Genomic DNA, 26,913 nt, shown 5'->3' with positions numbered 1-26,913 from the left:
TTAGGTTTAAGGTTGTAAAAGAAATTTTGCAACCTTTCTTATACATTTAAATATATTATATGAAATTTTTTTGCGGTGTATTTTTTTTATTTTCAATTGCTTCTTTTCTCTTTTTTAGTTGTGAAAAGGCTAAGAAAAAAGAGATTGTATCTAAGAAACCTAATATTCTTTTTGTTATGGTGGATGATTTAGGGTACGGACAATGGGGAGTAAATAATACAACACTAAATACCGATAGTTTTGACCCTTATTTTGTGCAATTAGTAAAAGAAAGACAGGATTATACTCCAGAAGAAGCATTGCAATTATCTAAAATGGCTATACCAACAATGACAAGTTTAGCAAAAGATGGTGTTGTTTTTTCTAACGCTTATACTAGTAGTAATTTATGCGCCCCGTCTAGAATGGGCATTGCAACAGGAGTTTTTCAAGGGAAGTATGGTATTTATACCAATTTAGATTGTGAAGCTAAGGGACTAGAAAAAGGAACACATTTAGCAGAAAAATTAAAAGACTTGGGTTATGCTACTGCACATATAGGTAAATGGCATATAGGAAGGCGAGATGATAATGTTCTAAAAAATGTTTTAAGAGAAGCTGGAATTGATGAAAACATGCCATATAGAAAAGTAAAAGAAATAAATCTTGAAGCTTATAAGGCAATGGAGGCTTCTGGTTATAGAGGTTCCGTTATTAAGAAGGATAATCCCCTTAATCATGGTTTCGATTATTATTATGGATATAATTATTGGTCAAGTCAGTTTTATAATTCAACTTTAGTTTGGGAAAATTATGAACACGCAGGAAAACAAAAAGGGTATAATACAGATGTCTTTACAGATAAGGCCTTAGATTTTATGAAAGAACAGGCAAAAAGTGATAAACCATTTTATGTACAATTAGATTATCATGCGGTTCATGACTCATTGCAGCCTAAAGCTCCTAGTAAGTATTATGACAGATTTAAAACAAAATCTTATGACTTAAATAACTTTTATGCACATGTATATGGTGTAGATTATAATTTAAAACGAATAACGGAGTATTTAAAATCAATAAATCAATTAGAAAATACAATTATAGCATTTACTTCGGATAATGGAGGGATGACAGGAGGGCCATCTACATTACCAGGAAATGCACCTTTTGCAGGCCATAAAGGAACCTATTATCAAGGAGGTATGCATGTGCCTATGTTTTTCTATTGGAAAGGTAAAATACATGAAGGATTTAAGTCAGATGAATTAGTATCTGCTATGGATATTATACCAACTTTAATAGATGCTGCAGAAGGTAAAGTTCCAGAGAATATTGACGGGAAAAGTTTATTGCCATTGGTAACAAAACAAACAAAAGAGCCTGTACATGATTATTTATATTGGGCAGGAATACATTCTAGAAAATGGGGTTTTTTACTAAATAAATCTGTTTTGTCTAGGGGAGAGGAACCAGGACATGCACCACCCGCATGGACTGTTATAAAAGAGAATTATTTATTAAGGTATGTAGGGGAAATAGAAAAAGGTATTTATACTGATTTTCTTGAAGGGGATAAGCCAAAGTTTGAATTATATAATATACTAAAAGACCCTTCAGAAAAATATAATTTAGCACAGGAACTTCCTGATAAAGTAAAAGAATTAGTTGCTTTGTATAACAATAATAAGAAGGAGCTAAAGCCCCCTGTAGATTGGAAAAAAGCTAAATGGGAAGAGCTTGTAAGTATACAGTCTGCTTCAAAATAATTTAAAAATATCAATTCTGTGTAAAATATTTTATTACATTTGATAAAAATACAATCGATTGTATTTTTTAATTTACGCAAAGATAACTAACAAAAAACAAAATGAAATTGATAAAAAAAATAGTACTACCCCTTTTAATTTGTCTGTTTTATTCTTGTCAAGAAAAAAAAGCAGAAACTAAAAAAGAAGAAAGTGTAATGGAAAAGGCAGAAAAGCAATTTTCATTATTAGTGGTAGAAGCAGAGAAGGCAAATAGAATACCAAGAACCATAAATAAAGATGGTGAAATGCATTGGGCAAAAGAAAGGTTTGATTGGACGGAAGGCTTTTTCCCCGGTTCTTGTTGGTATCTTTTTGAAGCAACAGGGAATAAAAAGTGGCAAATGGCTGCAGAAAAGTTTCAAGCACAATTTGAGAGTCATAAACATTTAACTACAAATCATGATTTAGGTTTTGTATTTAATTGTTCTTATGGTAATGGTTTTAGATTAACAAAGAATGAAGCTTTTAAAGAGGTTATGATTACAGCATCAAATTCCTTACTTACTCGTTTTAATCCAAATGTTGGTTGTATTAAAAGTTGGGATGTAACTGGAGGGTGGCAAAAAGAAAGAGGATGGATGTTTCCTGTTATTGTAGATAATATGATGAATTTAGAATTGTTATTTGAAGCAAGTAAACTAACAGGAGATTCAAAATATAAAGAAGCAGCAATAACACATGCAAACACAACAATAAAAAATCATTTCAGAGAAAATAATAGTTCTTTTCATGTTGTAGATTATAACCCAGAAACGGGAGAGGTAAGACACAAACAAACAGCACAAGGTTTTTCTCATGATAGCTCATGGGCTAGAGGTCAGGCATGGGGACTGTATGGTTATACTGTATGTTATAGGTATACTAAAGACAAAAAGTATTTAGAACAAGCGCAAAAAATTGCTAACTATATTTTAAACTTTAAAGGAACACCAGAAGATGGTATTCCGTATTGGGATTATAATGCAGAGCATATTCCAAATGAGCCTAGAGATGTTTCCGCAGCAACTATTACTGCATCTGCATTAATAGAATTAGACAAATATTCTAAGGAGAATTATAAAGGAGCAATTGATAAAATTTTGAACACACTAGCAACTAAAGAATATACGGCTGCTTTAGGTGAAAATCATAATTTCTTATTAAAGCATAGTGTAGGCAGTATACCTCATAATAATGAAATTGATGTGCCTTTAAATTATGCAGATTATTATTATTTTGAAGCTTTGTTGCGTTATAAAAATGAATATAAAACAGAGTCTAATGAAGAGTAATAATCTTGTTTTTTTAATGACTTTGTTTTTTGCAATAGGTTGCAAAGCACAAAAAGAGTCTGTTTGGGATAATTATGTAACCGCATCAAAAAATGGAACAGAAGCTATTCTTCCTAATTTTTCTTATGCAGGTTATAAATATTCCGAAGAGGCAATTCCAAATGTAGACTATCCCGTATTTAATGTTGCTAATTTTGGGGCAGTTTCAAATGATAATAAATCGGATAAGGATGCTTTAAATAAGGCAATAAAAGCGGCATCAAAAAAAGGAAAAGGTATTATATACTTTCCAGATGGCAAATACATGATAAATACTGGGAATGATACAGAAAGTATTATAAAAATAAAATCTTCTCATATTGTTTTTAGAGGGGAAAGTGAGGAAAACACTATTTTGTTTTTTGATAAAGATTTGTCTCCTGCTAATCCAGAACAATTATGGACGGTTCCTGCTGCTGTTAAGGTATCTGTGGATAAAAAGCCAGAAGTATTGGCAAATGTTGTTAAAAACTCTAGAAGAGAAACACATTCTGTTGTGGTAGATAATGTAGATAAAATTAAGGAGGGAGATTGGGTTATATTAGAAGTTGTAAATAATGATAAAAGCCTAATAAAATATGATGTACAACCTTTAAAAGTGGAGCCAAAGTGGACAACAATTATTAATGATGGTGTACAGGTAAATGAGCGTCATAAAGTTTCTAAAATTACAGGTAATATAATAACATTTGTTTCTCCAATACATTATGATGTAAATGCAGAACATGGTTGGAAAATAAAGAGTTATCCACACTTAAATCATGTAGGTTTCGAGAATATTACATTTGAGGGAAACTGGACTAAAGAATTTGTGCATCATAGATCAGCCCAAGATGATGGGGGTTGGAAAATTCTAAGTATGAGTAATGTGGTAGATTCTTGGATAAAAGATTGCACCTTTAAAAATGTAAATGTACCAATGAGTTTTTCTGGCGCAGCTGCCAGTACAGCTTTAAATATTACAATTACAGGGAAAATAGGGCATAGTTCTTTGCATGCAGGAGGTGGTTGTACAGGGGTGTTGTTGGCTAAGATTAATGATTTAGCAGGAATGCATCATGCAGTTGGTGTTGCAGGAGGTAGTACTACCGCAACTGTTATTTGGCGTTCAAAATATCCTGCACACACAAGTTTTGAAAGCCATGCCTCGCAACCAAGAAGTACACTTTTTGATAATGTAGAAGGAGGTTTTTTTGCTGGCAGAGGAGGAGGAGCAATAAAGAACTTACCTAACCATGGTCGTTACTTAGTATTGTGGAATTTTAAAGAGATAGATGCGGCCGAAACTAATTTTAGGTTTATTGCTAAGGATAGTTGGTATTGGCGAATAGTACCACCAATAATAGTTGGTTTTCATGGTTCGGGAACAACTTTTAAAGAGGATGAGGTACAAATATTAGAAAGTTTAGGAACGCCAATAAAGCCAGAGTCTTTATTTGAAGAACAGCTAAAATTAAGACTAGGGTATTTACCAAAATGGATATTAAAAGAAAAAAAGTAAGCATGAAGTATTTTATAACACTCTCATTATTTATTGCCTTTGTTAGTTGTGGGGATAAAGCTAAAAAGGAGATATCAAAAAAAGAAGAAGTTAAAAAACCCAATGTTTTAATTATTTTTCCCGATCAATTAAGACGTTATAGTGCTGGTTTTTGGAATGAATCTCCATATAAAGAATTAGCACAAGGAAAAGCAGATCCAGTGGTAACCCCAACTATAGATAAGCTTGCAAAAAATGGGGTGGTTTTTACAAACGCTATTAGCAATTTTCCATTATGTAGCCCTTATAGAGGTATGATGCTTTCTGGACTTTATCCAGAACAAAATGGTATTTGGAATAATTGTAAAAAAGGAAGAGAGCATAGTTTAAGGGATGATATTGAGACCATTCCAGATTTGTTTTATAAAGCAGGTTACAATACCTCGTATTTTGGAAAATGCCATTGGTTAAAAACAGAGCCTTTGTTTGATGAAAATGGTAATTATGTAGGAACAACGGATGCTCCTGGTGGACATTATGTTAATACCTATGACACTTATATTCCCCCAGGTAAAAAACGACATAGTATAGAATATTTTTACCAATCTTTGAAAGACTCTCATTATAATCCTCATATATATTCTAATGATTCTACTACAATAGAAGGTAAAAAGGATGGAGAATTACATTTGCCTAAGACTTTTTCGGCTAAAAATGAAGCAGAGAAAATTATTTCTTATTTAAAAAATGAAAGGCAGCAACGTGATGCAGATAAACCATTTTGTATGATATGGTCTATGAATCCGCCACATAACCCATGGGATGATGAAAATACAGATATGGAACAATTGCATAAGCATTATGATGTTGATGAGTTTTCAGATATTGATGAAAATTTAGTAGTAAGAGAAAATGTGGATTATAAAGTAGCAGATTATGCACGTCATTATTACGCAAATGTTACTAGTGCAGATAAATATATAGGTTTTGTTATTGATGAGCTGGAGCGTATGGGTGCCTTAGATAATACCATAGTTTTATTTAGTTCTGATCATGGAGAAATGTTGGGAAGTCATTCCAAAACTGGAAAAAATGCTTTTGAACTAGAGTCGTTAGCAATACCGTTTATAGTACATTGGCCAAAAGGGTTAAAACCTGGTATTTCTGATATATTATTTAGTGTGCCAGATGTATTACCAACAACTATGGGATTAACGGGTTTGGGTAATAAAATTCCAAAATCAGTAGAAGGAATTAATTTTTCATCAGTGTTAGTAGCACCAGAAAATTCAGAAATTGAAAAACCTGAAGCAGTTTTAATAATGTTAGGAAATTCAAGAGGAGTGCACACAGATAGGTATACACTATGTGTTAAAGAAAATAAGAAACAATGGGATGAGTTTGATGCTAAAGCAGTAGATCAAGCTTATTTTTATGATAATATGAATGATCCTTATCAAAAGAAAAAAATTGCACTTAATGAGAATCCTAAGGTTGCTAATTTACTATTAGGACATTTAGCAGAGTTACTAGAAAAAACGAACGACCCTTGGTATCAAGAAAAACGCCATTCAAACATAATTAAATATTAAAAGAGTTTTTGCAGGTATAAAAAAGAAGCGAGGAAATATTTCCTCGCTTCTTTAATTAACACACACTAGAAGGTAGGTTTTTATGCCTGCCTTTAGTTTTTTTATTCTTTTGTAACAAGAATAACCCAATCTAATTGTTTTTTGTCAGGAGATTTTCCTAATTCTACTACGGCTCCTCCTTTAACTTTTTTTACTTTAGATTTTTTTAAAGTACCACCTTGTTTTGGGTTATACCAAAGAACTTTATATTCGCCAGTAGCGTTTGTTAAATCTAAAGAAGAGGTTGGCTTAGAGTTTAAGTATACAACATAAGTTTCATTTTCTTTAGCAAGGCAGTATACCGTATTTTTATTCTCCGGATTACCTACTAAGCTATTGTTATTTTGCATTTCCCAGAAAGGAACGGTATTATTCTTAAAGAAATTAATAGCGTGTACAGCCTGATCCCAAAATAAATCTCGAGAACGGTAGTCTTGGCATGTAATATCAGAGTTTGGATGTTTGTAACCAAAGTACCATTCGTTACCCCAGCCACCGGCCATAAAAGTACCCCATAACGCATTTCTTCTAGCATTGTCATGATCTGGGTTTTCATCATCTGGTAATAAAGAATGTTGCGCATCACCAGGTTCGTCTACTGCAGCTGCCCATTGAAAACCTGCTTCTTTCGATATTTTTAATAAGTGTAATACCTCTTTATGAATGGTGCTAAAATCTGCTTTGTGGGTTTGTATAGAAGGGCCAGTTAATCCACTATCAGGACCTAATAAATCATCATACTTTATGCCATTATGAATTACTAAATGGTGATGGTAAGGATCGTGGTTTTTAAAATAATGTGTCATAGCTAATCTTTCTTCTGTACTTTGCGGTGGTGTTGGGTGGTCTTTTATCCATTCTCCATTTTCTTCACATAAATTCCAGTTCAAAGCTAAGTGGTGGCCAAACCTAGCCATTAATTCTCTATAATATAGTTTACTGTTAGCGCCTACGCCACCATTATCTAGTAAGCCTTGGTTTTCTACTTCTAAAGTTTTAAAATGAAGAAATAAGCCTAATTTTTGAGCATATGCAAAAAGAGACTCCCATTGGTCCATTTTAGAAACATCAATACGGTCATAGGTATCGTAATCTATATATGGGAATACATTTTGATCATCACCAGCAATATTATTAGTTAAAAAGGAAACAGAATTTAAATCTTTAGAGGCTAAATAATTTAGAGCTCCTACAATTGCTTTTCCTTTTCCATTTTTCCATGTTAAATCTCCTTCTTTCCAATCTTTTTCATGTGCTTCCCAAGTCTTTACTAAATTGTCTTTATGGCCATCATTATGAAAAGTACCATCAAAATCTATATAAGATAAAAAGTTTTCTGGAGCATCTGGCCCTTGTTTTAAAAAGTATTCTCCTGTTTCTGCAAATTTTAAATAGCGTTCGCCAACATATTGGAGTCTACCTTTTGCTCTAAAATCTTTTCCTTTTTTATCGGTGTTTTCAATAGTGAATTTACCCGTAGCTCCATCCATATAACCAGCACTTAAACCAGAGTTTATTTTATCGCTAACGGCAACCCAATTACCTTTTCTAAAATCAACAGAATATGTCCATTCTCCTATTTCATCGGGAGCAAAATGCACACGCCATTTGTTCCCATCTGTAGCAGAAGATTCTCCTGCATAGCCATCTGCAGCAAAATAACCTGGAATTAAATATTTTTTACCAGTTTTTGTATGTGTAAACGTAGTATTAAAACGAAAATTCATAAAAGGGTTATTCTTTTTTGTTTCGGAGGTAAGTGGCCCATCAAAAGTAAGTGTAACCTTATGCCACTTTTTTAATTCTCCATCTATTTTAACAGTGGTATTTTCATTTCCATCATTTAAACTTTTGAGCAATTTATCTCCTTTTCCAATAGGGGTGATGTTTATTCCGCTCCAACGGCCTCTACTAAATTCTTTTTGATCTCTGCTTCCAATTTTTCCATCAATGGTAATAATGTCGTTTGTGTTTAATTGTACATCTAAAAATGTTTTGCCATAGTCTGGCCCTTCTTCAAAAGCATCTGTGCTTAATTCTGGTCTAAATGTTCCTTGCGGAAATTTATTTACAGTTAGTGTAAATGAAGATCTTCCGTCGTTTTCTCCAACGCCATGCACGACTATATCAAACAAACCAGAAGCACCTGTATATTTATAAGTTGCTTTAGCGGTTTCATTTTTATCTGGATTAATTGCTAGCCAATTTTTATCTACATAAAAAGTATTGTTTTGAATTTCAAAATCGGTAGCTTTTATAGTAACATAATCAGGGTATTTTTGCTTAACAGCATCCATTAAAGAGATGGTTTTTTTGTCTTTTGTAAGTTTGTCAAAAGAAAAATGTTTGTCTGTAGTCATTAACCACTGGTCCATTGTAAAACCATCTTCTCGCATACTAAATTGAATGTCATATTCTCCTGCTTTGTCAATATCTAAATAAATTAAACCAGGAACACCACAGTGTACTTCTAAAGTTCTTTGTTTACTTGACCAAAACCATGAGTTTTTGCCATCGCACCATTGCATTCTTTGTCCGCTTTCTGGCCATTCTCCATTTAAGCCAACATGTATACCGTTATCTTCAGAATTAGAGCTATAAGCACTTGCCCATACGTAATAACGCCCTGGAGTATTAATTTTTACTTTGTAATGTAGAATTGCCATTTTTCCAGGCTCATTACTAAAATTAACATTAGGAATAAGTTTGTCTTGGTGGTTGGTTCTAGTATCTGGTAATAATTTAATATAACTGTTATTGCTTGCTGTTTTGGTTTCTAGATTATTTTGGTCTGTAATAATATGCCATTTACGAACCTCTGTTTTAGTTTGATTTTTAAAGTTTTCGGCTTCAATTAGTAAAATACCATTTTTTTCTTCCGAAATTTTTTGATTTTGTGCGTTTGCATTAATTCCAAATAAAAATATAGCTAGAGTAAATGCTATTTTTAGTTTATAATTTAAATGTTTCATTAGTGAAGTTTAATTGTAAGTGTTAATTATATTTTTGGTTTAAGGGTTAGAGGTTACGATTTTCTATTTTTATTTGTAGAATTACGTACTACTAAAAATGATTTTAGGATTCTTTTTTCGTATATATTATTAAAGTTAGTAAGCTGTTTTAAAAGAAGTTGAGCAGATTCTTCTCCCATTCTATAACCAGGTTGATCTATACTGGTTAAAGAGGGTTCTAAAAGCTCATCTATTGGCTCGTTGTTAAAACCAATTAGAGATAATTTTTCAGGTATAGCAATTCCTCTTTCTTTTGCAGCTAACATTACACTAATTGCTATTTGATCGCTAAAGGTTAAAATTCCGTCTGGGTAATCAGGAGAGTACAATAAAGACCTTGCAGCAGTTAATGTACTTTCTCTATCAAACCTGCTATAAATTATATGATTGTCATCTAATAATATATTATTATCTGCTAAAGCATCTTTAAAACCCTGAGCCCGTTCTTTATTTATTTGTAGCACCTCTGGCCCTCCTATATATGCTATTTTTTTGCATCCAACAGAAATTAAATGCATAACAGCTTCATAAGCAGCTCTTTTATTGTCTATGGTTACCTTATGCGTAATTACATCATTACACTCTCTATTAAAAAAAACTAATGGAATGCCTATTTTTTTTAACTCTAGAAAATGTGAAAAATCTTTAGTTTCACTAGCCAAAGAAGCTATTATGCCATTTACCCCAGCTTGTATAAGCTCTTTTACTAAGCTTTTTTCTCTTTCATAAGATTCATTAGATTGGCATACTATAATGTGCATGCCGTTTTTTTCTGCAATATGCTCTATACCACTTATTGCCATGGCGTATAAGTGATAACTAATTTTAGGAACTATTACTCCAATAAGGTTAGTTGCTTTCTTTTTTTCTTCACTAAGCATATCTATAGACAAATACCCCATTCTTTTCGCGGTATTTTTTACCATTTCTTGTGTTTTTCTACTAATCCTAGGGTTGTTTTTTAAAGCTCTAGAAGCAGTAGATATAGAAATATTTAGCGTTTCTGCAATATCCTTTAAAGTAGGAGTTTCTTTATCTCTTATATTTTTTGTCATAATTACATTTTGTGCAATTTTTTGCACAAATAATAGTATATATTCAATCAAATGTAGTTAAAATTATATAATTTTGAATTTAATTAGCATTTAAATTATTAAATAAACATTTTGTAGTTGCGCAAAATTGCGCAAAAATAATTCACTTAAAATGGGAAAAGCGTATAAAATAGCCGTTGTAAACGGAGACGGAATTGGAGCAGAAATTGTACCAGCAGGTGTTTCTGTATTAAAAGCTGTTGCAAAAAAGCATGGTTTTAGTTTAGATTTAAATGAATTGTCTTGGGGAGCAGGACATTATTTAAAATATGGAGAATTTATGCCAGAAGATGGTATAGAACAAATGAAAAAATTTGATGCAATTTATTTTGGAGCTGTTGGTTTACCCGAAGTAGATGATACTTTGCCTGCTAGAGATTATACTTTTAAAGTAAGGGGAAAGCTTAAGCAGTATGTAAACTATAGACCTGTAAAATTATTTCCAGGAATAGATAGTCCGTTAAGAGATAAAACACAAGAGGATATAGATTTTGTTGTGGTTCGTGAAAACAATGAAGGAGAATTTGTTCAAAATGGACAAATAATGCATGCAGAAGAAGCTGGTGGAGTTGCTACAGATACTAGTGTGTTTACTAGATTTGGAATAGAACGTATTGCGCACTACTCTTTTAAATTAGCAAGAAAAAGAAGAAGTAAAGTAACTAATGTAACAAAATCTAATACCTTAATACATAGTCTTGCGTATTGGGATAGGGTTATTGCAGAGGTTGCAGAACAGTACACAGATGTAGAATACAATACAATGTATATAGATAATGCATCTGCAAGTTTTGTGCTTAGACCAGAAGTTTTTGATGTAATCTTAACTACAAATCTTTTTGGAGACATATTATCCGATTTAGGAGGAGCTATTATGGGTAGTCTTGGTCTTGGAGGAAGTGGAAATATTAATCCTGAAAAGGATTTTCCATCTATGTTTGAGCCTATACATGGTTCTGCTCCAGATATTGCTGGGCAAAATATAGCAAATCCAATAGGTCAAATTTGGTCTGCAGCTATAATGTTGGAGCATTTAGGAGAAATAGAAGCTGCTAAAGATATTATGAAAGGGATTGCGTACACTACTTCTAAAGGAAATTTAACCAAAGACCTTAAAGGAAGTGCATCTACCTCTGATGTAGCAAATAGTGTTGTAAATTATATAGAGACTACAGAATTAGTAGTTGCGTAAGAGAATGAACGACAAGAAAATTATAGATATAACCCTACCCATAAAAAATTCTATGAGTGGGGTTTCTATAGAACCTGCTCGTACAATTTCTAAAGATGGTTGGAACGCAACAACTCTAAATTTATACTCTCATAGTGGTACACATATGGATGCCCCCATTCATTTTGGTGTAAATACCCAGACTATAGATACTATACCTGTTAACAGGCTTATTTCTAGTGCTTGGAAGGTAAACGTAACAGCAATAAAACCCAAAGAATTAATTACTATAAAACATCTGGAGACTATTGCAGATAAAATTAGCCCTGGAGATAGTATTTTATTACAAACAGGGTGGAGTAAAAAAATAGAATCACAAGAGTATCGTAATGCATTGCCTAGAATAAGTAAAGAATTGGCTTTATGGCTTGGAGAAAAAAAAGTAAATATTATAGGTGTAGAGCCACCATCTGTTGCAGATGTTAATAACATTGAGGAAGTAACCGAAATACATAATATTTTAATGAAGAATGATATTATAATTATTGAAGGGCTTACTAATTTAGAAGCTCTTTCTTCGTCAAAATTTACATTGGTTGCACTTCCTATAAAGGTAGAAGGTGGAGATGGTGCTCCTGCAAGAGTAATAGCAATAGAGGAATAAATAATGCTAAAAGAAGAAATTTTAAAATCTATTGAAGAGGGAGAACTGTTACAAGGCTCTGTAGAGGCGATACGTAAAGAACTAAAAAAAAGCCCTAAAACTATTGTTGTTTTAGATGATGATCCTACTGGAACCCAAACAGTATATAATGTACCAGTAATTACAGAATGGACAGATAAGGTTCTTGAAAAAGAAATACTTAATAGCCCTGTTTTTTTTATTTTAACTAATTCTAGAAGTTTGCAAATACAAGATGCAAATCTATTAGCTGCATTAATTGGTTCTAGACTTAATAAGTTATCTAAAAAACATAAAAAAGAATTAGTTTTAATTAGTAGGGGAGATTCTACTTTAAGGGGGCATTATCCTAATGAAGTTAATGCTCTTGCAGAAGGGTTACAAATACCAAAAGCTAAGCATGTATTAGCGCCTGCTTTTTTTGAGGGAGGTAGGTATACCTATAAAAATATTCATTACGTAAAAGAAGGTAAGGAGTTTATTCCAGCTGCAAAAACACCATTTGCAAAGGATAATACTTTTGGCTATTTATCTTCTAATCTTATAGATTGGATAATAGAAAAAACAAATGCTAAAGTAGATCCTAAAAATATTGGGAGTTTATCTATTAAAGAATTAAGAGAAAATTCAGAGGAAAATTTACAAAGTGTTCTTATAAGTCCAGCAATATCACATATAGTTGCCAATGCAACATCTTATGCAGATTTAGAGAAACTAGCCTTGGCATGTTTACAAAGTAAAGAAACTATACTATATAGAACAGCTGCATCTTTTGTGAATGCTATTACTGGGATACTTCCAAAAGATTGTTTAACTAAAAAAGAAATATTTGGAGAAAATTCTACCTCAGGTTCTTTGTTAGTAATAGGGTCTTATGTTCCAAAAACGACATTGCAATTAAATTATTTAAAAGAAAATACAAATGCAATTTTTTTAGAGTTAGATGTTACCAATGTATTAAATACTGCTGTTTTTAGTAAGGAAATAGAAGAATTAATTTCTAGAGTAAATCGTAATTTAGAAAAAGGAGAAGACGTTGTTCTTTTTACTAGCAGAACTATTATTAAAGGGGAGTCAGAGTCTAAAAGTCTAGAGATTGTAAACTTAGTATCTAATGGGCTTATTCGTATAGTTAAAAATTTGTCATGTACTCCTAAATATATAATTGCAAAAGGAGGAATTACCTCTAGTGATGTTGCTACAAAAGCATTGAAAGTTAAAAGAGCTCTTGTAATGGGGCAAGCAATAAAAGGCGTTCCTATTTGGCAATTAGGGGAGGAGAGTAAATTTCCTAAAATGCCATATATTATTTTTCCAGGAAATGTAGGAGATGAAACAGCATTATATGAATTATTAAAACTTTTAAAATGAAAAAAAACAGCTTTTTCCCCAAGCGGTATTTTATGGTAGTAGGCACTTTTCTTTTAGCCTTATTATTATATGTAGACCGTATTTGTATTTCTGTAGCTAAAGAACCTATTGCAGAGGCTCTTAGTTTAAGCGATAAACAAATGGGATGGGTTTTAGCTTCTTTTTCACTTGGGTATGCTTTTTTTCAAACGCCTTCTGGGATAATGGTAGATCGTTTTGGTCCAAGAAAAATATTGACTATTATAGTTGTTTTATGGTCTTCTTTTACGGCAATTACAGGAGCTGCTTGGAGTTTTATTTCATTATTAATAATTAGATTTTTATTTGGTGCAGGAGAAGCTGGTGCTTTCCCTGGTATGTCTAGAGCAATTTATAGTTGGATTCCTTTAAAAGAAAGAGGAATAGTTACAGGAATTAATTTTTCTGGCTCTCGTTTGGGGGCAGCTTTTGCTGTACCCGTTGTTGCTTGGGCAATAACAGATTTTGGTTGGCGTAACACTTTTATAATATTAGGAGTGTTAGGTGGCGTTTGGGCAGCTTGTTGGTATATTTTTTTTAGAGATACACCAGAAGAGTTAAAAAATATTAGTGAGGAAGAAAAAGACTTTATAATATCGCAAAGACAAGAAAAAAACACGAATGCTACTACCAAAAAAATACATTTTGGAACATTAATGAAATCTAAAAATATGTGGCTTGCAATGGGGCAATATTTTTGTAGTAATTTCACTTTTTTCTTTGCACTTACTTGGTTGTTTCCTCATATTAAAAGCGAATATAACCTAGATACTGTGGAGGCAGGTATGTACACTGCAATTCCTTTAATTTTTGGCGCTTTTGGCAATTGGTTTTCTGGTTGGCTAATAGATAAAATATTTAAAAAAGGAAAATGGGATACCTCTAGAATATTTCCAGCTTCTTTAGGTTTTACATTAGCTGCAATAGGTTTACTTGGTAGTGTTTACATGAGCTCTGCTGTTGGAGCTATAGTGTTTTTAAGCATTGCTATTTTTGGAGCAGATATGACTTTACCACCATCTTGGGCATTTTGTGTAGATATTGGCAAAAAACATGCGGGAACAGTTTCTGGTACAATGAATATGGCTGGTAATATTGGAGCCTTTATAACTGCTTTATTGTTCCCATATTTATTATCTTGGACAGGTAGTACAACGTTGTTTTTTATTGTAGGAGCAATTTTAAATATTATAGCAGTTTTGTTATGGTTTAATATGAAACCACATAAACACTTTTCACAATATTAAGAATGAAAATTTATAAAGGAGTTTGTATTGGTGCAGGGTATTTTAGCCAATTTCATTATGAGGCATGGGCGCGCTTAGAAAACGTAGAAATAATTGCGGTTTGCGATATTTCTAAAGAAAAAGCTCAAACAATATGTAATACCTATGGTTTTGCAAAAGCGTATGATAATTTTGAAGAAATGCTTAAGCAAGAAAGCCCAGATTTTGTAGATGTTATTACACCGCCAAATACACACTTAGATATATGTAAAATTGCAGTAGCCAATAATATTCATATCATCTGCCAAAAACCACTTGCTCCAACCTATAAGGAGTCTTTACAACTCGCTAAAATAATAGAAGAATCTAATGTAAGAATGATGGTGCATGAGAATTTTCGTTTTCAACCATGGCACAGAGAGATTAAAAAATTATTAGTACAAAATACTATTGGGAAGAAGTTGCACACTATTAATTTATGTATGCGTATGGGAGATGGTTGGCAACATGATGCCTATAGGAATAGACAACCCTATTTTAGAGAAATGAAAAAGCTATTAATCTATGAAACAGGTATCCATTTTATAGATGTTTTTCGTTATTTAGGAGGAGAAATTACAAAAGTTTATGCAAAATTAAAAACCTTAAATATTAATATAAAAGGAGAAGATTTTGCTTGGGTAAATTTTGATTTTGATAATGGGGCGGTTGGCTTTTTAGATGCGAATAGGTATAATGAAAGTACATCAGACAATCCTAGATTTACTTTTGGTAAAGTAGTAATAGAAGGTACTAAAGGTAGTATTAGATTATATGAAGATGGTAAAATAACTATTCAATTACTAGGAAAAAAGGAGAAAGAACACCTATATAAATTTGAGCATAAAAATTTTGCTGGAGATTGTGTTTTTAATACCCAAAAACATTTTATAGACCAGCTTAGTTCTACGAAACCTTTTGAGACGGATGTTTCTTTGTATTTACAAAACATAATAGTACAAGATAAAATATATGAGTCTAGTAAATTAGGAAAAGAAGTTTCTATTTAAGTCCATAAATTACAATTTATAAGAAGTTTATTAATTGTAATTTTTACGCTTTATAAAGGTATAAATTCTTATATTTCGCTAACTTAATTCAATAACTCAATAAATAATATTATGACAAACAAAATTAAAAAGAGTAGCTTTTTACTTTTTCTAACAGTTTGTTTTGCATTTTTTTCTAGTTGTAAAGAAAAGAAAGCAGAAACTGCAATAGAAGAAGAGACTCAGAAAAAGCCTAATATCGTTTTTATTTATATGGATGATTTAGGATATGGAGATGTAGGATTCAATGGTTCTACAGTTTTGAAAACTCCAAATATGGATAAATTAGCGAATAACGGCTTACGTTTTACAAACGGTTATGCGTCATCAGCTACTTGTACTCCTAGTAGATATGCTTTATTAACAGGTTCTTACCCATGGAGAAATAAAAATGCTAAGATATTGCCAGGAACGGCTCCGCTGCTTATTAGTGAAGAGCAAATGACAGTCCCAAAAATGCTTAATCAAGAGGGATATTACACCGGTGTTGTAGGTAAATGGCATTTAGGATTAGGAAGCGGACATGTAAACTGGAATGAGAAAGTTAAACCAAGTCCTAATGAAGTTGGTTTTGACTATTCTTATATTATGGCAGCAACGCAAGATAGAGTGCCAACTGTATATATAGAAAACGGTGATGTTGTTAATTTAGATCCTAATGATCCTATTGAAATTAATTATAAAGAAAATTTTGAAGGACAGCCAACAGGTGTAGATAACCCAGAGTTATTAAAATTAAAATGGCATCATGGTCATAATAATAGTATTGTAAACGGAATTCCAAGAATTGGGTATATGAAAGGTGGAGAGTCTGCTAAATGGGTAGATGAAGATATGGCAGATCACTTTTTAAAAGGTGCGCAAGACTATGTTAAAAAACATAAAAACGAACCTTTCTTTTTATACTATGCCATGCAACAACCACATGTGCCACGTACACCGCATCCAAGATTTGTAGGTAAGTCTGGTTTAGGAGCTCGTGGAGATGTTATTATGGAGGCAGATTGGTGTGTAGGAGAGTTTGTAAAGACTTTAGAAGAAGAAGGTGTATTAGAGAATACAATAATAGTTTTTTCTAGTGATAATGGCCCTGTATTAAACGATGGGTATTATGATGAAGCGGTAGAGAAATTAGGAGACCATACTCCAGCAGGCGGTCTTAGAGGAGGAAAGTATAGCTTGTTTGAAGCGGGTACACGTGTTCCTTTCTTTACCTATTGGAAAGGGACTATATCTCCAGGTGTTTCAGATGCTTTAGTTTGTCAACTAGATTTACTTTCATCTTTGGCTACTTTAGTTGGTAGCGATGTTAAAGTAAAAGACAGTGAAAACCTTTTAGATGCATTTCTTGGAAAAAGTAAAAAGGGAAGGGATAACCTAGTTCTTGAAGCTGGTTCTAGAACAGCATTAAGACAAGGAGATTGGGCTATGATACCTGCATATAGTGGTGTGGCTGTTATGGATCAAGTAAATATTGAGCCAGGAAACTCTGATGTACCAATGCTTTATAATTTAAAGGACGATTTAGGCCAACAAAAAAATGTTGCTGAAGAAAATCCTGAGAAGTTAAAAGAAATGATGGATGTTTTTATAGGTATTAGAGGAAATGATTATAAAAAAACGCAAAAGATAATCCTTAAGTAATAAAGGAAGGTTAATAAAAAAAGAGCCTGTGATATATACAATCACAGGCTCTTTTTTGTTTGATAGTTTTTTAAAAAATCGTACTATTTTTCATTAAGAATAGATAAGTATTTTTTTGATAAAGTTACAATATCATTAAAATCAGATTCGGAATTAACAACTTTTGTTAATCCGCCACCAATGCCAAGTCCTTCAGCACCGGCAGCAATCCAATCTGCCGCACTATTTTCATCAATACCACCTACAGCAAATAATGGAATATCACTTAAAGGGGCTTTTACTGCTTTAAAATAGTTAATTCCCATGGCCCCAGCAGGGAAAATTTTAACAATATCCGCACCAGCTTCAGCAGCCATGCTAATTTCTGATGGGGTAATAGCTCCCATTAAAACTGGGATGTTGTTTTCATGAGCAACCTTAATAGTTTCAATGTTTGTATTTGGTGTAACTAAAAATTGCGCACCGGCATTTACAGAGTCTTTAGCTTTACTTGCATTAGTAACTGTACCAGCGCCAATAAGAGTATTAGGGTATTTGGCTCTAGCTTTAGAAATTTCTTCTAAGTAACCAGGGGTATTAGAAGTTACCTCTAGTGCTTTAATTCCTCCCGCAACCAAAGCATCAATAACTTTTGCAACTTGCTGTTGTTCTTTCATTCTTATAACAACAACTATCTTGCTATCTTTAATTATTTCTAAAATCTCTTCTCTTTTCATCGTAATACGTGTCCAGTTATATTTCCATTTCTTATGGAGTTAATTTCTTCTTCGTTACTTGTATGTTGGTCTCCTTTTATAGTATGTTTTAAAGCAAAAGCGGCGGTTGCAAAACCAATTACCTTTTCTTTGTTCCAATCTTTATTTAATCCGTGTAAACATCCTGCAGCAAAAGCATCTCCTGTGCCAAAACGATCTAGGATCTGTACTTTATAGGTGTCAGAGACAATTGGGTCATTAGCACCTAGATAAATACCAGATAATGCATTTTCATTAGCAGAATAATGATCACGGACCGTAAAAGCTAGTTCTTTTAGACTGAATTCTTTCTTCGCTTTAGCAATAATATCAACTGTTTTGTCTATGCTATTAGCGCCATCACCTGTCATACCATAAACATCATTTAATACGCCCATATTTCCAAACAGAATGTCTGTGTTTTCTAAAATAGCATCAAATATTTTTCGAGCATTTGATACATCACTCCAAAGAGTTCTTCTGTAATTCATATCAAAGCTAACCTTAACATTTAATTTTCTTGCAATTTTAGCTAAAGAAATTACTTCATCAGCACAATATTTAGATAATGCAGGTGTAATTCCAGAAATAAAAAGATATTTTTGCCCTTCTAAAACTTTTTCCCAGTCAAACTCATTGTTTTTTATACTAGCAATAGCAGAATTTTCTCTGTCATATATTACACTAGATGGTCTTATAGAGGAACCAATTTCTATAAAATAAGTTCCAATTCTATTGCCACCTCTTAATATGTTATTTGTACTTATACCATAGAATCTTAAAGAGTTAACAGCTGCATCTCCTAGCTGATTGTTTGGAAGTTTAGTAACAAACTGTGTTTTATTGCCTAAATACGCTAAGGAGCTAGCTACATTAGATTCTGAGCCAGCAAAATGTACTCCAAAAGTTTTTGCGCTATTTATTTTAGCAGCGTAATCGTTAGGGGTTAGCCTAAGCATTATTTCTCCAAAAGTTGTAAAACTCATAGTGTTTACCAATTAGTGAGAGATCCATCTTTTCTATAAAGACGTGGAATTTCTACAGGTTTAAATTTTAATGTTTTTGCATACTCTTCGTTAAATTCTACTCCTAAGCCTGGAGTGTCCGTAACTGGATATCTTGGACCTGCTAATTTATGTTGCATAGGGTAAAATTTTGGGTCATTTGTTATAACATGAGCACCAGTATTTACTTCTTCTAACCAACTAAAATTAGGACATGATGCTGCTAAGTGTATCGTAGCGGCGGTACATATTGGTCCTAAAGGGTTGTGTGGCATTAAATCTATATAGTGCGTTTCTGCCATAGCAGCAACCTTTTTAGCTTCGGTAATACCCCCAACATTACAAACATCTATTCTTGCATATTGCGTAATGTTTTTTTCTATGAAAGGCATAAATTGCCATTTGCTTGAAAACTCTTCTCCTATTGCAAAAGGAATATCTATCATTTTACGAAGATTTTCATATGCTTCAGGATTTTCATCACGTATAGGTTCTTCTATAAAATCTATAGTCCCTTTAGGCATTCTTTGTATAAAAGAGTATGTTTCTGCTTGAGTTAGTCTTGTATGGTAATCTATACCAATAGTTATTCTTGTTCCTACTTCTTTTCTTAATGCAATTAACCATTCAGAAATTATTGCTATAGATTCTCTAGGTTCAAATTCACTTTGGTTTTCTTGTGCTTCAAATTCGGCAGGAGCTAGGCGTAGCATATTCCATCCATCCGCAACAAGCCCTTTAGAAAGTCTAATAAGTTCTTCTAGGGTAGAAAAACGTACCGATGCAAAACATTCTACAAAATTACGTTGTTTACCACCTAAGAGTTCATAAACAGGAACACCTAAAGCTTTTCCTTTTATATCATATAATGCTATATCTATTGCAGATATGGCTGCGGTTAAAACTCTTCCGCCTTCAAAATACTGCCCTCTATATAAATCTTGCCATATAGCTCCAATTTGCATTGGATTTTTTCCAATAAGTAAAGGTTTGTAGTGTTCTATTGCTCCAATTACTGGAAATTCTCTTCCGGATAGGCCAGATGCTCCCCAACCATAGATGCCACTATTTGTTTCTACCTTAATTACTAATTGGCTACCACTCCCAACATTTATTGGATATGTTTTTATATCAGTGATTTTCATGTGTTATATTCTAAATTATTATTAGTAGACTAATATTTTATTTGTTTTTTGGTACAATACGTTCTACTTTACCAACAATGAAAGTGTAGGAAACAAACCCTAATAATGCTATTCCGCCAATAAAGAATAAAGCAGGACTAAAGTCTCCGTCTTTTACAAGGTAACCTATTGTAATAGGTATAACAATACCAGCTAAACCGCCAATAAAATTAAATGCGCCACCAGTTAAACCAATAAGCCTTGTTGGTGCTATTAAGGATATAAATACCCAGGCTATACTAGCTAATCCGTTTCCAAAAAAGGAAATAGATAAGAATAGTATAATGAAGAAAGTATCATCGGTATAATTTGCTCCAATTACACCTATGGAAAGTAGCATTCCAATAATTATTGGAAGTTTTCTAGAGATTTCTACAGAGTATCCTTTTTTGGTAAGGTAATCCGATACAAATCCGGAGAGTAAAACTCCAACAAAAGCTGCCAGGTAAGGTATTGAGGCTAAAAAACCAGATTTTAAAAAATCTAATCCTCTATACTTTACTAAATAGGTAGGGAACCATGTAAGAAAAAATATTAAAGTTGCTCCTAAGCAAAATTGACCTATGTATAATCCCCATAGTTTACGGTAACTAAATACTTCTTTAATATCTTCCCAGTTAAATTTTTCTTTAACTTCTGTCTGTTTTTTTGTTTCTATAAGGCCACCACCTTCTTGAATATAATCTAATTCTGATTGGCTAATAGATTTATGGTCTTTTGGGTCTCTATAAAAGAAATACCAAATTGCAGCCCATACAAGACCTATAATTCCTGAGATTATAAAAAGCCCTCTCCAGCCAAATGCATCTTGTATTAAAGTTAAAACTGGTAATAAAAAAGCCATTCCTAAAAATTGCCCAGAAGTGTAAATTCCTATTGCTGTAGCTCTCTCGTTTTCTGGGAACCAACGTGTAACTACTAAATTATTTATAGGGTATGAAGGAGCTTCAAAAAAACCAATACTAGCTCTTAATCCAATTAATGCGGTAAAAGAATTTACCATACCTTGAATTAAAGTAGCAATAGACCAGAAAACCATTATAAAGGTGTATAGTACTCTAGATTTTACTCTATCAGCAATTGCACCTCCAGGTATTTGTAATAATGCATAGGTCCATGCAAATGCAGAAAAGACATAGCCCATTTTAATGGAGTCTATACCTAAATCATCTTGAAGAGCTGATGCTGCTATAGAGATATTACTGCGATCTAAATAGTTTATTACTACAGTTATAAAAATCATAGCAAGGATATTAAATCTTTTTCTTGTGGTTGGTTTTTTGGTCATTTTCTTTCTTTTTAAAGTCCTTACGAAATTATGTGGATATTAATAGTATTAACAGCACGGATGATTAATATGAAGTAACTAATGTGTTTATTATAAAATATTAGTACGTTTTTTAGGTAAAAAAAGAACGGCAGTTTACTTAAAAAAGTTACTTGCCGTTCTTAGCTCAAAACTCAACTCAAACAAAATTTTTAATATGCAGGGTCTTGTGTTAATACACCAGATTGTAAATCTAACTGCGTTTGTGGTACAGGAAAATGATCATCTTGACCAGCGGTGTAATTTGCTCCTTGAATCCAAGGTAATTTGTTAGCAGATAATTCTGATGCTAAATATGAATTCATAGTTTCAGCATCTATACCCCAACGAACTAAATCTTGAAAGCGCATACCTTCTAATGCAAACTCTAATCTTGTTTCATGACGAACTGCTTTTCTTGCATAATCTTGATCAGGAAAAGAAGGATACAATCCTAATAAGTAATTTGCAGCGGGTTGTGATTCATCAATAACTATTGGGTCATCAGATCCAAAAGTAGTATTGCTGATTCGTCCCATAACAATATCATCCTGAGCTCTAAGACGTATCTCATTAACTAGGTCTTTTGCAGTTTCTAGATCATTTTCTTCTACAGCAACTTCTGCTCTCCAAAGAATAATATGTCCTAATCTAAATAGTCTCCAGTTATTACCATTTAAACCAGCTGACCATGTAGGTGTGTTAATAGATATAGTCTGAAAATTTCTTTTGTAGAACATTATTTTCTTGTTTAAGAAAGGCCCCATTCCTGCTTGGTCTAACATCCAGTCGCCACCAGACATTGGTCCCCAATCAAAAAATGGAATTCCACGTCTTGCAATTGTCCAGTCTACTCTAGGGTCAAGAAGTTCAGCCGTTGGTGTAAAAGGATCTGTATCTAATAAACCATAATCTTCTAATAATAAATCATCTTGGAATGTATCTAATAAAGGTAATCCTTGAGCATCAACTTTAAAGGCGTTAAAAAGATCAAAAGAAGGAGCACTATATGCGCAACATAATCCTATATCCGCACCTCTAGGAAATAAAGTTCTATGGTCTGAACCTGCATTATGCCCTCCAGCATCACCATCATTTACAGTGTATTGTATTTCAAAAATACTTTCCGCATTGTTTTGCTTTTCTTCGTCATGATTATCATAAAAGTGATCCATTAATACAAATGGGCCATTATCTATAATGTCGTCTAATAAAGGTTTTGCTAAATCAAACTCATTTTGAAACATATGAACTCTAGCTTTTAATGCTTTAGCTGCCCAACGAGAAGCACGACCAATTTCTGGAGTTTCATCCATATTGTTATCTATACCCCATTGAATATCTGCTTCAATATTATCCCAAACTTCTGCTTCGTTTGAAACTTCTGCAGGGTTAACGTCTTCTGTTATATATGGTATTTTTTCAATTTTTGTTCTTAATTGAAAATGAAACCATGCTCTTAACCATCTAGCTTCTGCTTCAATTTGTGTTGCGCCTGCTGCAGGAATGTTTTCTCCTGCATTTCTAAGAACTCTAATAACATCATTAGCTCTTGCAATACCATCATAATTTGCTTTCCATAAACCTTCTACCCATGGGTTAGTTGGGTCTACTTCGTATCTTTCAATTAAGTTTATTGCACTCCAGCCACCAGTTTGGTCTCCACGGTGCATATCATCAGAAGGTACATCTCCCCATACCCAGTTCGTAGCAGAGGCTTCACCAGCTCCACCTGGGCCTCCTTGTGAGTAACCATCAATAACAGAATATGCTCCTACTAATAATAGATTAGCACCAGGTTCGTCAGAAAGTGTATCTATTGTTACAACACCTCTAGGGAATTCTTCTAAAAATTCATCTTTACAAGCACTAACAGCAATTCCTAGAATTACCAAAAGGCTTATTTTTTTATATATTTTCTTCATTTTCATTTTTTTTATAAACTAATATTTAAACCAAGGACAAATTGTTTCGGTTGTGGCCATGTTCCAAAGTCGAAACCTTTATTTATTTCACTATTTTGATTGTTTGCATCAAAAGCAGGAAATACTTCAACATCTAAACCAGAATAATCATCAAAAAGAGTAATTAAGTTTGTTCCCATTAAATAAATACGCATATTAGAAACACCTATTTTATCTAATACATTACTTGGTAAGTTGTATCCTATTTGTAATGATTTTAGACGCAAGAATGTACCATCTTCCACCATATCTGAATGTGTGTTTTGCTCAAAACTTGTTGTACTAGATGCTTTAGGTAATACAGCATCTTCATTATTTTCTAGATATGGACTTCCCCAAGATTTATATAAACGATCGGATGCTTTTGGACCTTGAAATAAACCATATCTTGTAAATCTGTTGTAATAATTAATTAAGTCATTACCAACACTTGCATACCAGATAGCGGTAAGGTCAAAGTTTTTATATTGCATTCCTAAATTTAAACCTGCAGTAAAATCTGGATGTGGGTTTCCAATAGATGTTCTATCATCTGGAGTAATTTCTCCATCTGGTACGCCATTTGGACCACTAATATCTTTTATTTTAAGATTACCAGGTTGGTTATAAGTGCCATTCGTAGCATGCGCATCTGCTTCTGGTTGTGTTTGGAAAATGCCTTCTACAACATAACCATAAAATTCTGGAAAAGAACGGCCATTTTCTGCTCTAGTATAGGTTTGTCCTCTTTCACTTCTACCTGTTACAAAATCATTTTCTCCACCAGATAATTGTGTAACTTCATTTTTATAAGTAGAAATATTTGCCCCTATATTATAAGTAAAGTCAGCTCCTACACTACCGTTATAACTAAGTTCTATATCAACACCGTTATTATCCATAGTCCCAATGTTTACAGCTGGGAATTGTGCTTGCCCTACAACAGCAGGTAATTCTATAGGAAATAACATATCGCTTGTTTTCTTTCTCCAAACATCTACACTTAAATTTAATCCACCAACAATAGTCGCATCAATACCAAAGTTTGTAGATTCTGTAGTTTCCCAAACAGCATTAGGGTTCCCATAAGCAATAGATTGGTATCCTAAAGCAATAGTGTTATCATTACCACCTAAACCATAGTATGAGTTTCCTAAACCAGAACCATATGTACTAAAGATATTACTACTACTGCCTATTTGGTCATTACCAGATTGACCCCAACCAACTCTAAACTTTAATTGGTTTAACCAACCACTAGTGCCTTCCATGAAGTTTTCTCTAGATACTACCCAACCTGCAGATACTGCTGGAAAGTAACCAACTCTTTTGTCTGATGTAAATATGGAAGAAGCATCTCGTCTAACAGTACCTTCTATCATATATTTATTATCATAGGAGTAGTATAATCTAGAAAACAAAGAAAATAAAGATCCTGCACTAGCATTGGAATCATTTGTTATACCATCTGCTCCAGCAGTTAAGTAGTAAAAATCTGGATTAGTAGATATGTAACCTGCTCTACCAGCTTGTATTTCGTCAAAACTACTTTTGTAGGATTCCATACCTAAAAGAACATCTACATTGTGAACTTCTGAAAATGTTTTTGCATAGGTAAGTGTGTTAGAAAAGTTCCATGTTAATCTATTGTTTCTTGTTTCACTTAAGGTGTTTGCAAAAGAACCGTTAGTGTTTTCTGGATCAGCAAATCTTGGGTCATGGTTACTAAACCAGTTCATGTTATATCCAAATAAAGATTTAAACTTTAAATCTTTTAAAGGCTCTATTTGCATATAAAAGTTACCCGTTAAATTCATTGTTTTTCTTAGGTCTCTTCTATTTCTAAAATTACTTCCTACTGGGTTAGGACCATCGTTTAGGTTACCACCTACAATACCTCCTGCATAATTTCCGCCTTCATCTAAAAGAGGAATTAAAGGACTTGTTTCGGCTATAGCATTAAAACCTATTGTGTTCCCTTTACTTTCTGTGAAAGTGGCACCTAGTCTTTGACCAATAGTTAACCAATCCGTTATTTCAGAATCTATATTAGATCTAAAAGCATATCTGTTAAAAGAATTGTATTTAAATATACCTTCCTCATCAAAGAAACTAGCATTTAATGCATAAGTTGTCTTTTCTGAACCACCAGTAACAGAAAGTCCGTATTCTTGCAACAAAGCTGTACTGTCATACATTTCTTCTAACCAATCGGTACCATTTTGGTTAGTACGTGTAATTGGATAGTTTCTTTCCTCATATAAAGAAGGATCTGTAGAAGGGTCTCCGTTAGATGCTCCATTTGGAAATAGATAATCATTAACCCTAGTAGCTGTTATGTCATTAGGGTCAAACTGAAAATGTGGGTGATTTGGTGCAATACCATCATTTGTTTGTTCTAACCATATCATTTGGCCAATTAAATTAGGGTCGGTAACTAAATCCATTTTAGCGTTACTTTTTCCAACACCAGTTTTAACATTTAATTGCAGTTTTGCCTTCTGATTTTTTCTTCCAGATTTTGTAGTAACTAATATTACACCATTTGCACCTCTAGAACCATAAATGGCAGTAGATGAAGCATCTTTTAATACTTGAATGGTTTTTATTTGGTCTGGTGGTGGTATAGAACCTCCAATAGAACCATCAATAATATACAATGGGTTATTACCATTGATACTACCTAAACCACGAATCCTTACTTGTGCTTGTTGTCCTGGTCTTGCGGATGCTACTACAGTTACACCAGAGGCACTACCTTGTAATGCTCTTGTAGCATCTGCAGATGGTTGTTGGTCAAGAAAATCATTGTCCACAGTACTCACAGCTGTTACAACATCGGTCTTTTTTCTAGAACCGTACCCAATAAGAACCACTTCTTCGAGTGCTTCTGCACTTTCGGATAGTTGTATGTTAATGGTTGTATTATCGCCTATTGTTACTTCTTTAGTAGTAAAGCCAGTATAGCTTACAACTAATACATCTCCTTTGTTAGCTTTGAGTGTATAATTACCATCAAAGTCTGAAACCACACCGTTTGTAGTTCCTTTTACAACTATGTTTGCTCCAATAAGAACTTCGTTTAGCTGGTCTGTTACATTACCTGTTATTTGGGTAGACTGCGCTTCTGCAGAAGTAACGCAGAATAGCATAATTGCTAAACCAAACAAAAGGTTGCGTGGTTTAAATCGAGTAGTTAATCGTTTTTTCATAAAATTGATTTAATGAG

General features: G+C 33.1%; 18 protein-coding genes. 10 read left to right on the top strand and 8 right to left on the bottom strand.

The genetic code is table 11. From position 1 onward, the window contains the following. Positions 1-59 precede the first annotated feature (59 nt). The 4 genes from Q0820_RS02270 (at position 60) to Q0820_RS02255 (ending at position 6,169) form a co-directional block, all read left to right on the top strand. Positions 60-1,745, top strand: coding sequence for a sulfatase-like hydrolase/transferase (locus tag Q0820_RS02270; protein WP_298484711.1), 1,686 nt, complete (start codon positions 60-62; stop codon positions 1,743-1,745). 101 nt (positions 1,746-1,846) lie between these two features. Continuing rightward, positions 1,847-3,058 carry a glycoside hydrolase family 88 protein gene (locus Q0820_RS02265; RefSeq protein ID WP_298484709.1) on the top strand — a complete coding sequence of 404 codons (1,212 nt, stop codon included), beginning with the start codon at positions 1,847-1,849 and terminating at the stop codon, positions 3,056-3,058. After that, entirely contained in the window at positions 3,048-4,598 is a 1,551-nt protein-coding gene (locus Q0820_RS02260; RefSeq protein WP_298484708.1) for a DUF4955 domain-containing protein, read from the top strand. Before Q0820_RS02265 ends, Q0820_RS02260 begins: the two co-directional genes overlap by 11 nt. Positions 4,599-4,600: 2 nt before the next feature. Beyond that, the gene (locus Q0820_RS02255; protein ID WP_298484706.1) at positions 4,601-6,169 is read left to right on the top strand and encodes a sulfatase; all 1,569 of its coding nucleotides are present in this window, start codon (positions 4,601-4,603) and stop codon (positions 6,167-6,169) included. A gap of 101 nt (positions 6,170-6,270) precedes the next feature. Here the strand turns inward: Q0820_RS02255 and Q0820_RS02250 are convergent, their stop codons facing one another. Continuing rightward, positions 6,271-9,180 (bottom strand): DUF5060 domain-containing protein, encoded by a 2,910-nt coding sequence (locus tag Q0820_RS02250; RefSeq protein WP_298484704.1) that lies wholly within the window; start codon positions 9,178-9,180, stop codon positions 6,271-6,273. 53 nt (positions 9,181-9,233) lie between these two features. Continuing rightward, a complete protein-coding gene (locus Q0820_RS02245) occupies positions 9,234-10,274 on the bottom strand; it encodes a LacI family DNA-binding transcriptional regulator (protein WP_298484702.1) in 1,041 nt (346 codons plus the stop codon). A gap of 151 nt (positions 10,275-10,425) precedes the next feature. On the opposite strand from Q0820_RS02245, the gene Q0820_RS02240 reads away from it, so the two are divergent. The 6 genes from Q0820_RS02240 to Q0820_RS02215 all read left to right on the top strand — a co-directional run bounded on the left by Q0820_RS02240 (position 10,426) and on the right by Q0820_RS02215 (position 17,513). Then, the gene (locus tag Q0820_RS02240; RefSeq protein ID WP_298484700.1) at positions 10,426-11,505 is read left to right on the top strand and encodes an isocitrate/isopropylmalate family dehydrogenase; all 1,080 of its coding nucleotides are present in this window, start codon (positions 10,426-10,428) and stop codon (positions 11,503-11,505) included. A gap of 4 nt (positions 11,506-11,509) precedes the next feature. Then, positions 11,510-12,148: a cyclase family protein gene (locus Q0820_RS02235; RefSeq protein ID WP_298484698.1), complete on the top strand. Its 639-nt coding sequence runs from the start codon at positions 11,510-11,512 to the stop codon at positions 12,146-12,148. A 3-nt stretch (positions 12,149-12,151) separates the two neighbouring features. Continuing rightward, positions 12,152-13,537 carry a four-carbon acid sugar kinase family protein gene (locus Q0820_RS02230; protein WP_298484696.1) on the top strand — a complete coding sequence of 462 codons (1,386 nt, stop codon included), beginning with the start codon at positions 12,152-12,154 and terminating at the stop codon, positions 13,535-13,537. After that, positions 13,534-14,802 (top strand): MFS transporter, encoded by a 1,269-nt coding sequence (locus Q0820_RS02225; RefSeq protein ID WP_298484694.1) that lies wholly within the window; start codon positions 13,534-13,536, stop codon positions 14,800-14,802. Before Q0820_RS02230 ends, Q0820_RS02225 begins: the two co-directional genes overlap by 4 nt. Positions 14,803-14,804: 2 nt before the next feature. Further along, positions 14,805-15,830, top strand: a complete 1,026-nt coding sequence (locus Q0820_RS02220; RefSeq protein ID WP_298484692.1) for a Gfo/Idh/MocA family oxidoreductase — start codon at positions 14,805-14,807, stop codon at positions 15,828-15,830. A 111-nt stretch (positions 15,831-15,941) separates the two neighbouring features. Next, positions 15,942-17,513 (top strand): arylsulfatase, encoded by a 1,572-nt coding sequence (locus tag Q0820_RS02215; protein WP_298484690.1) that lies wholly within the window; start codon positions 15,942-15,944, stop codon positions 17,511-17,513. A gap of 83 nt (positions 17,514-17,596) precedes the next feature. Here Q0820_RS02215 and Q0820_RS02210 read toward each other — a convergent pair whose 3' ends face one another. The 6 genes from Q0820_RS02210 to Q0820_RS02185 all read right to left on the bottom strand — a co-directional run bounded on the left by Q0820_RS02210 (position 17,597) and on the right by Q0820_RS02185 (position 26,896). Further along, positions 17,597-18,229: a bifunctional 4-hydroxy-2-oxoglutarate aldolase/2-dehydro-3-deoxy-phosphogluconate aldolase gene (locus tag Q0820_RS02210; RefSeq protein WP_298484688.1), complete on the bottom strand. Its 633-nt coding sequence runs from the start codon at positions 18,227-18,229 to the stop codon at positions 17,597-17,599. Continuing rightward, complete coding sequence (locus Q0820_RS02205; RefSeq protein WP_298484686.1) at positions 18,226-19,233, bottom strand: sugar kinase; 1,008 nt, start codon at positions 19,231-19,233, stop codon at positions 18,226-18,228. Before Q0820_RS02205 ends, Q0820_RS02210 begins: the two co-directional genes overlap by 4 nt. Before the next feature lie 5 nt (positions 19,234-19,238). After that, positions 19,239-20,396 (bottom strand): mandelate racemase/muconate lactonizing enzyme family protein, encoded by a 1,158-nt coding sequence (locus Q0820_RS02200; RefSeq protein ID WP_298484683.1) that lies wholly within the window; start codon positions 20,394-20,396, stop codon positions 19,239-19,241. A gap of 37 nt (positions 20,397-20,433) precedes the next feature. Next, positions 20,434-21,723 carry an MFS transporter gene (locus Q0820_RS02195; RefSeq protein ID WP_298484681.1) on the bottom strand — a complete coding sequence of 430 codons (1,290 nt, stop codon included), beginning with the start codon at positions 21,721-21,723 and terminating at the stop codon, positions 20,434-20,436. A 191-nt stretch (positions 21,724-21,914) separates the two neighbouring features. Continuing rightward, entirely contained in the window at positions 21,915-23,666 is a 1,752-nt protein-coding gene (locus Q0820_RS02190; protein WP_298484678.1) for a RagB/SusD family nutrient uptake outer membrane protein, read from the bottom strand. Positions 23,667-23,677: 11 nt separating this feature from the next. Continuing rightward, positions 23,678-26,896, bottom strand: coding sequence for a TonB-dependent receptor (locus Q0820_RS02185; protein WP_298484676.1), 3,219 nt, complete (start codon positions 26,894-26,896; stop codon positions 23,678-23,680). Positions 26,897-26,913 lie beyond the last annotated feature (17 nt).

This window comes from uncultured Maribacter sp., from assembly GCF_947495965.1.
GTDB lineage: Bacteria > Bacteroidota > Bacteroidia > Flavobacteriales > Flavobacteriaceae > Maribacter_B.
The sequence above is the reverse complement of the archived record's forward strand: the minus strand, read 5'-3'. Positions and strand labels throughout refer to the sequence as shown.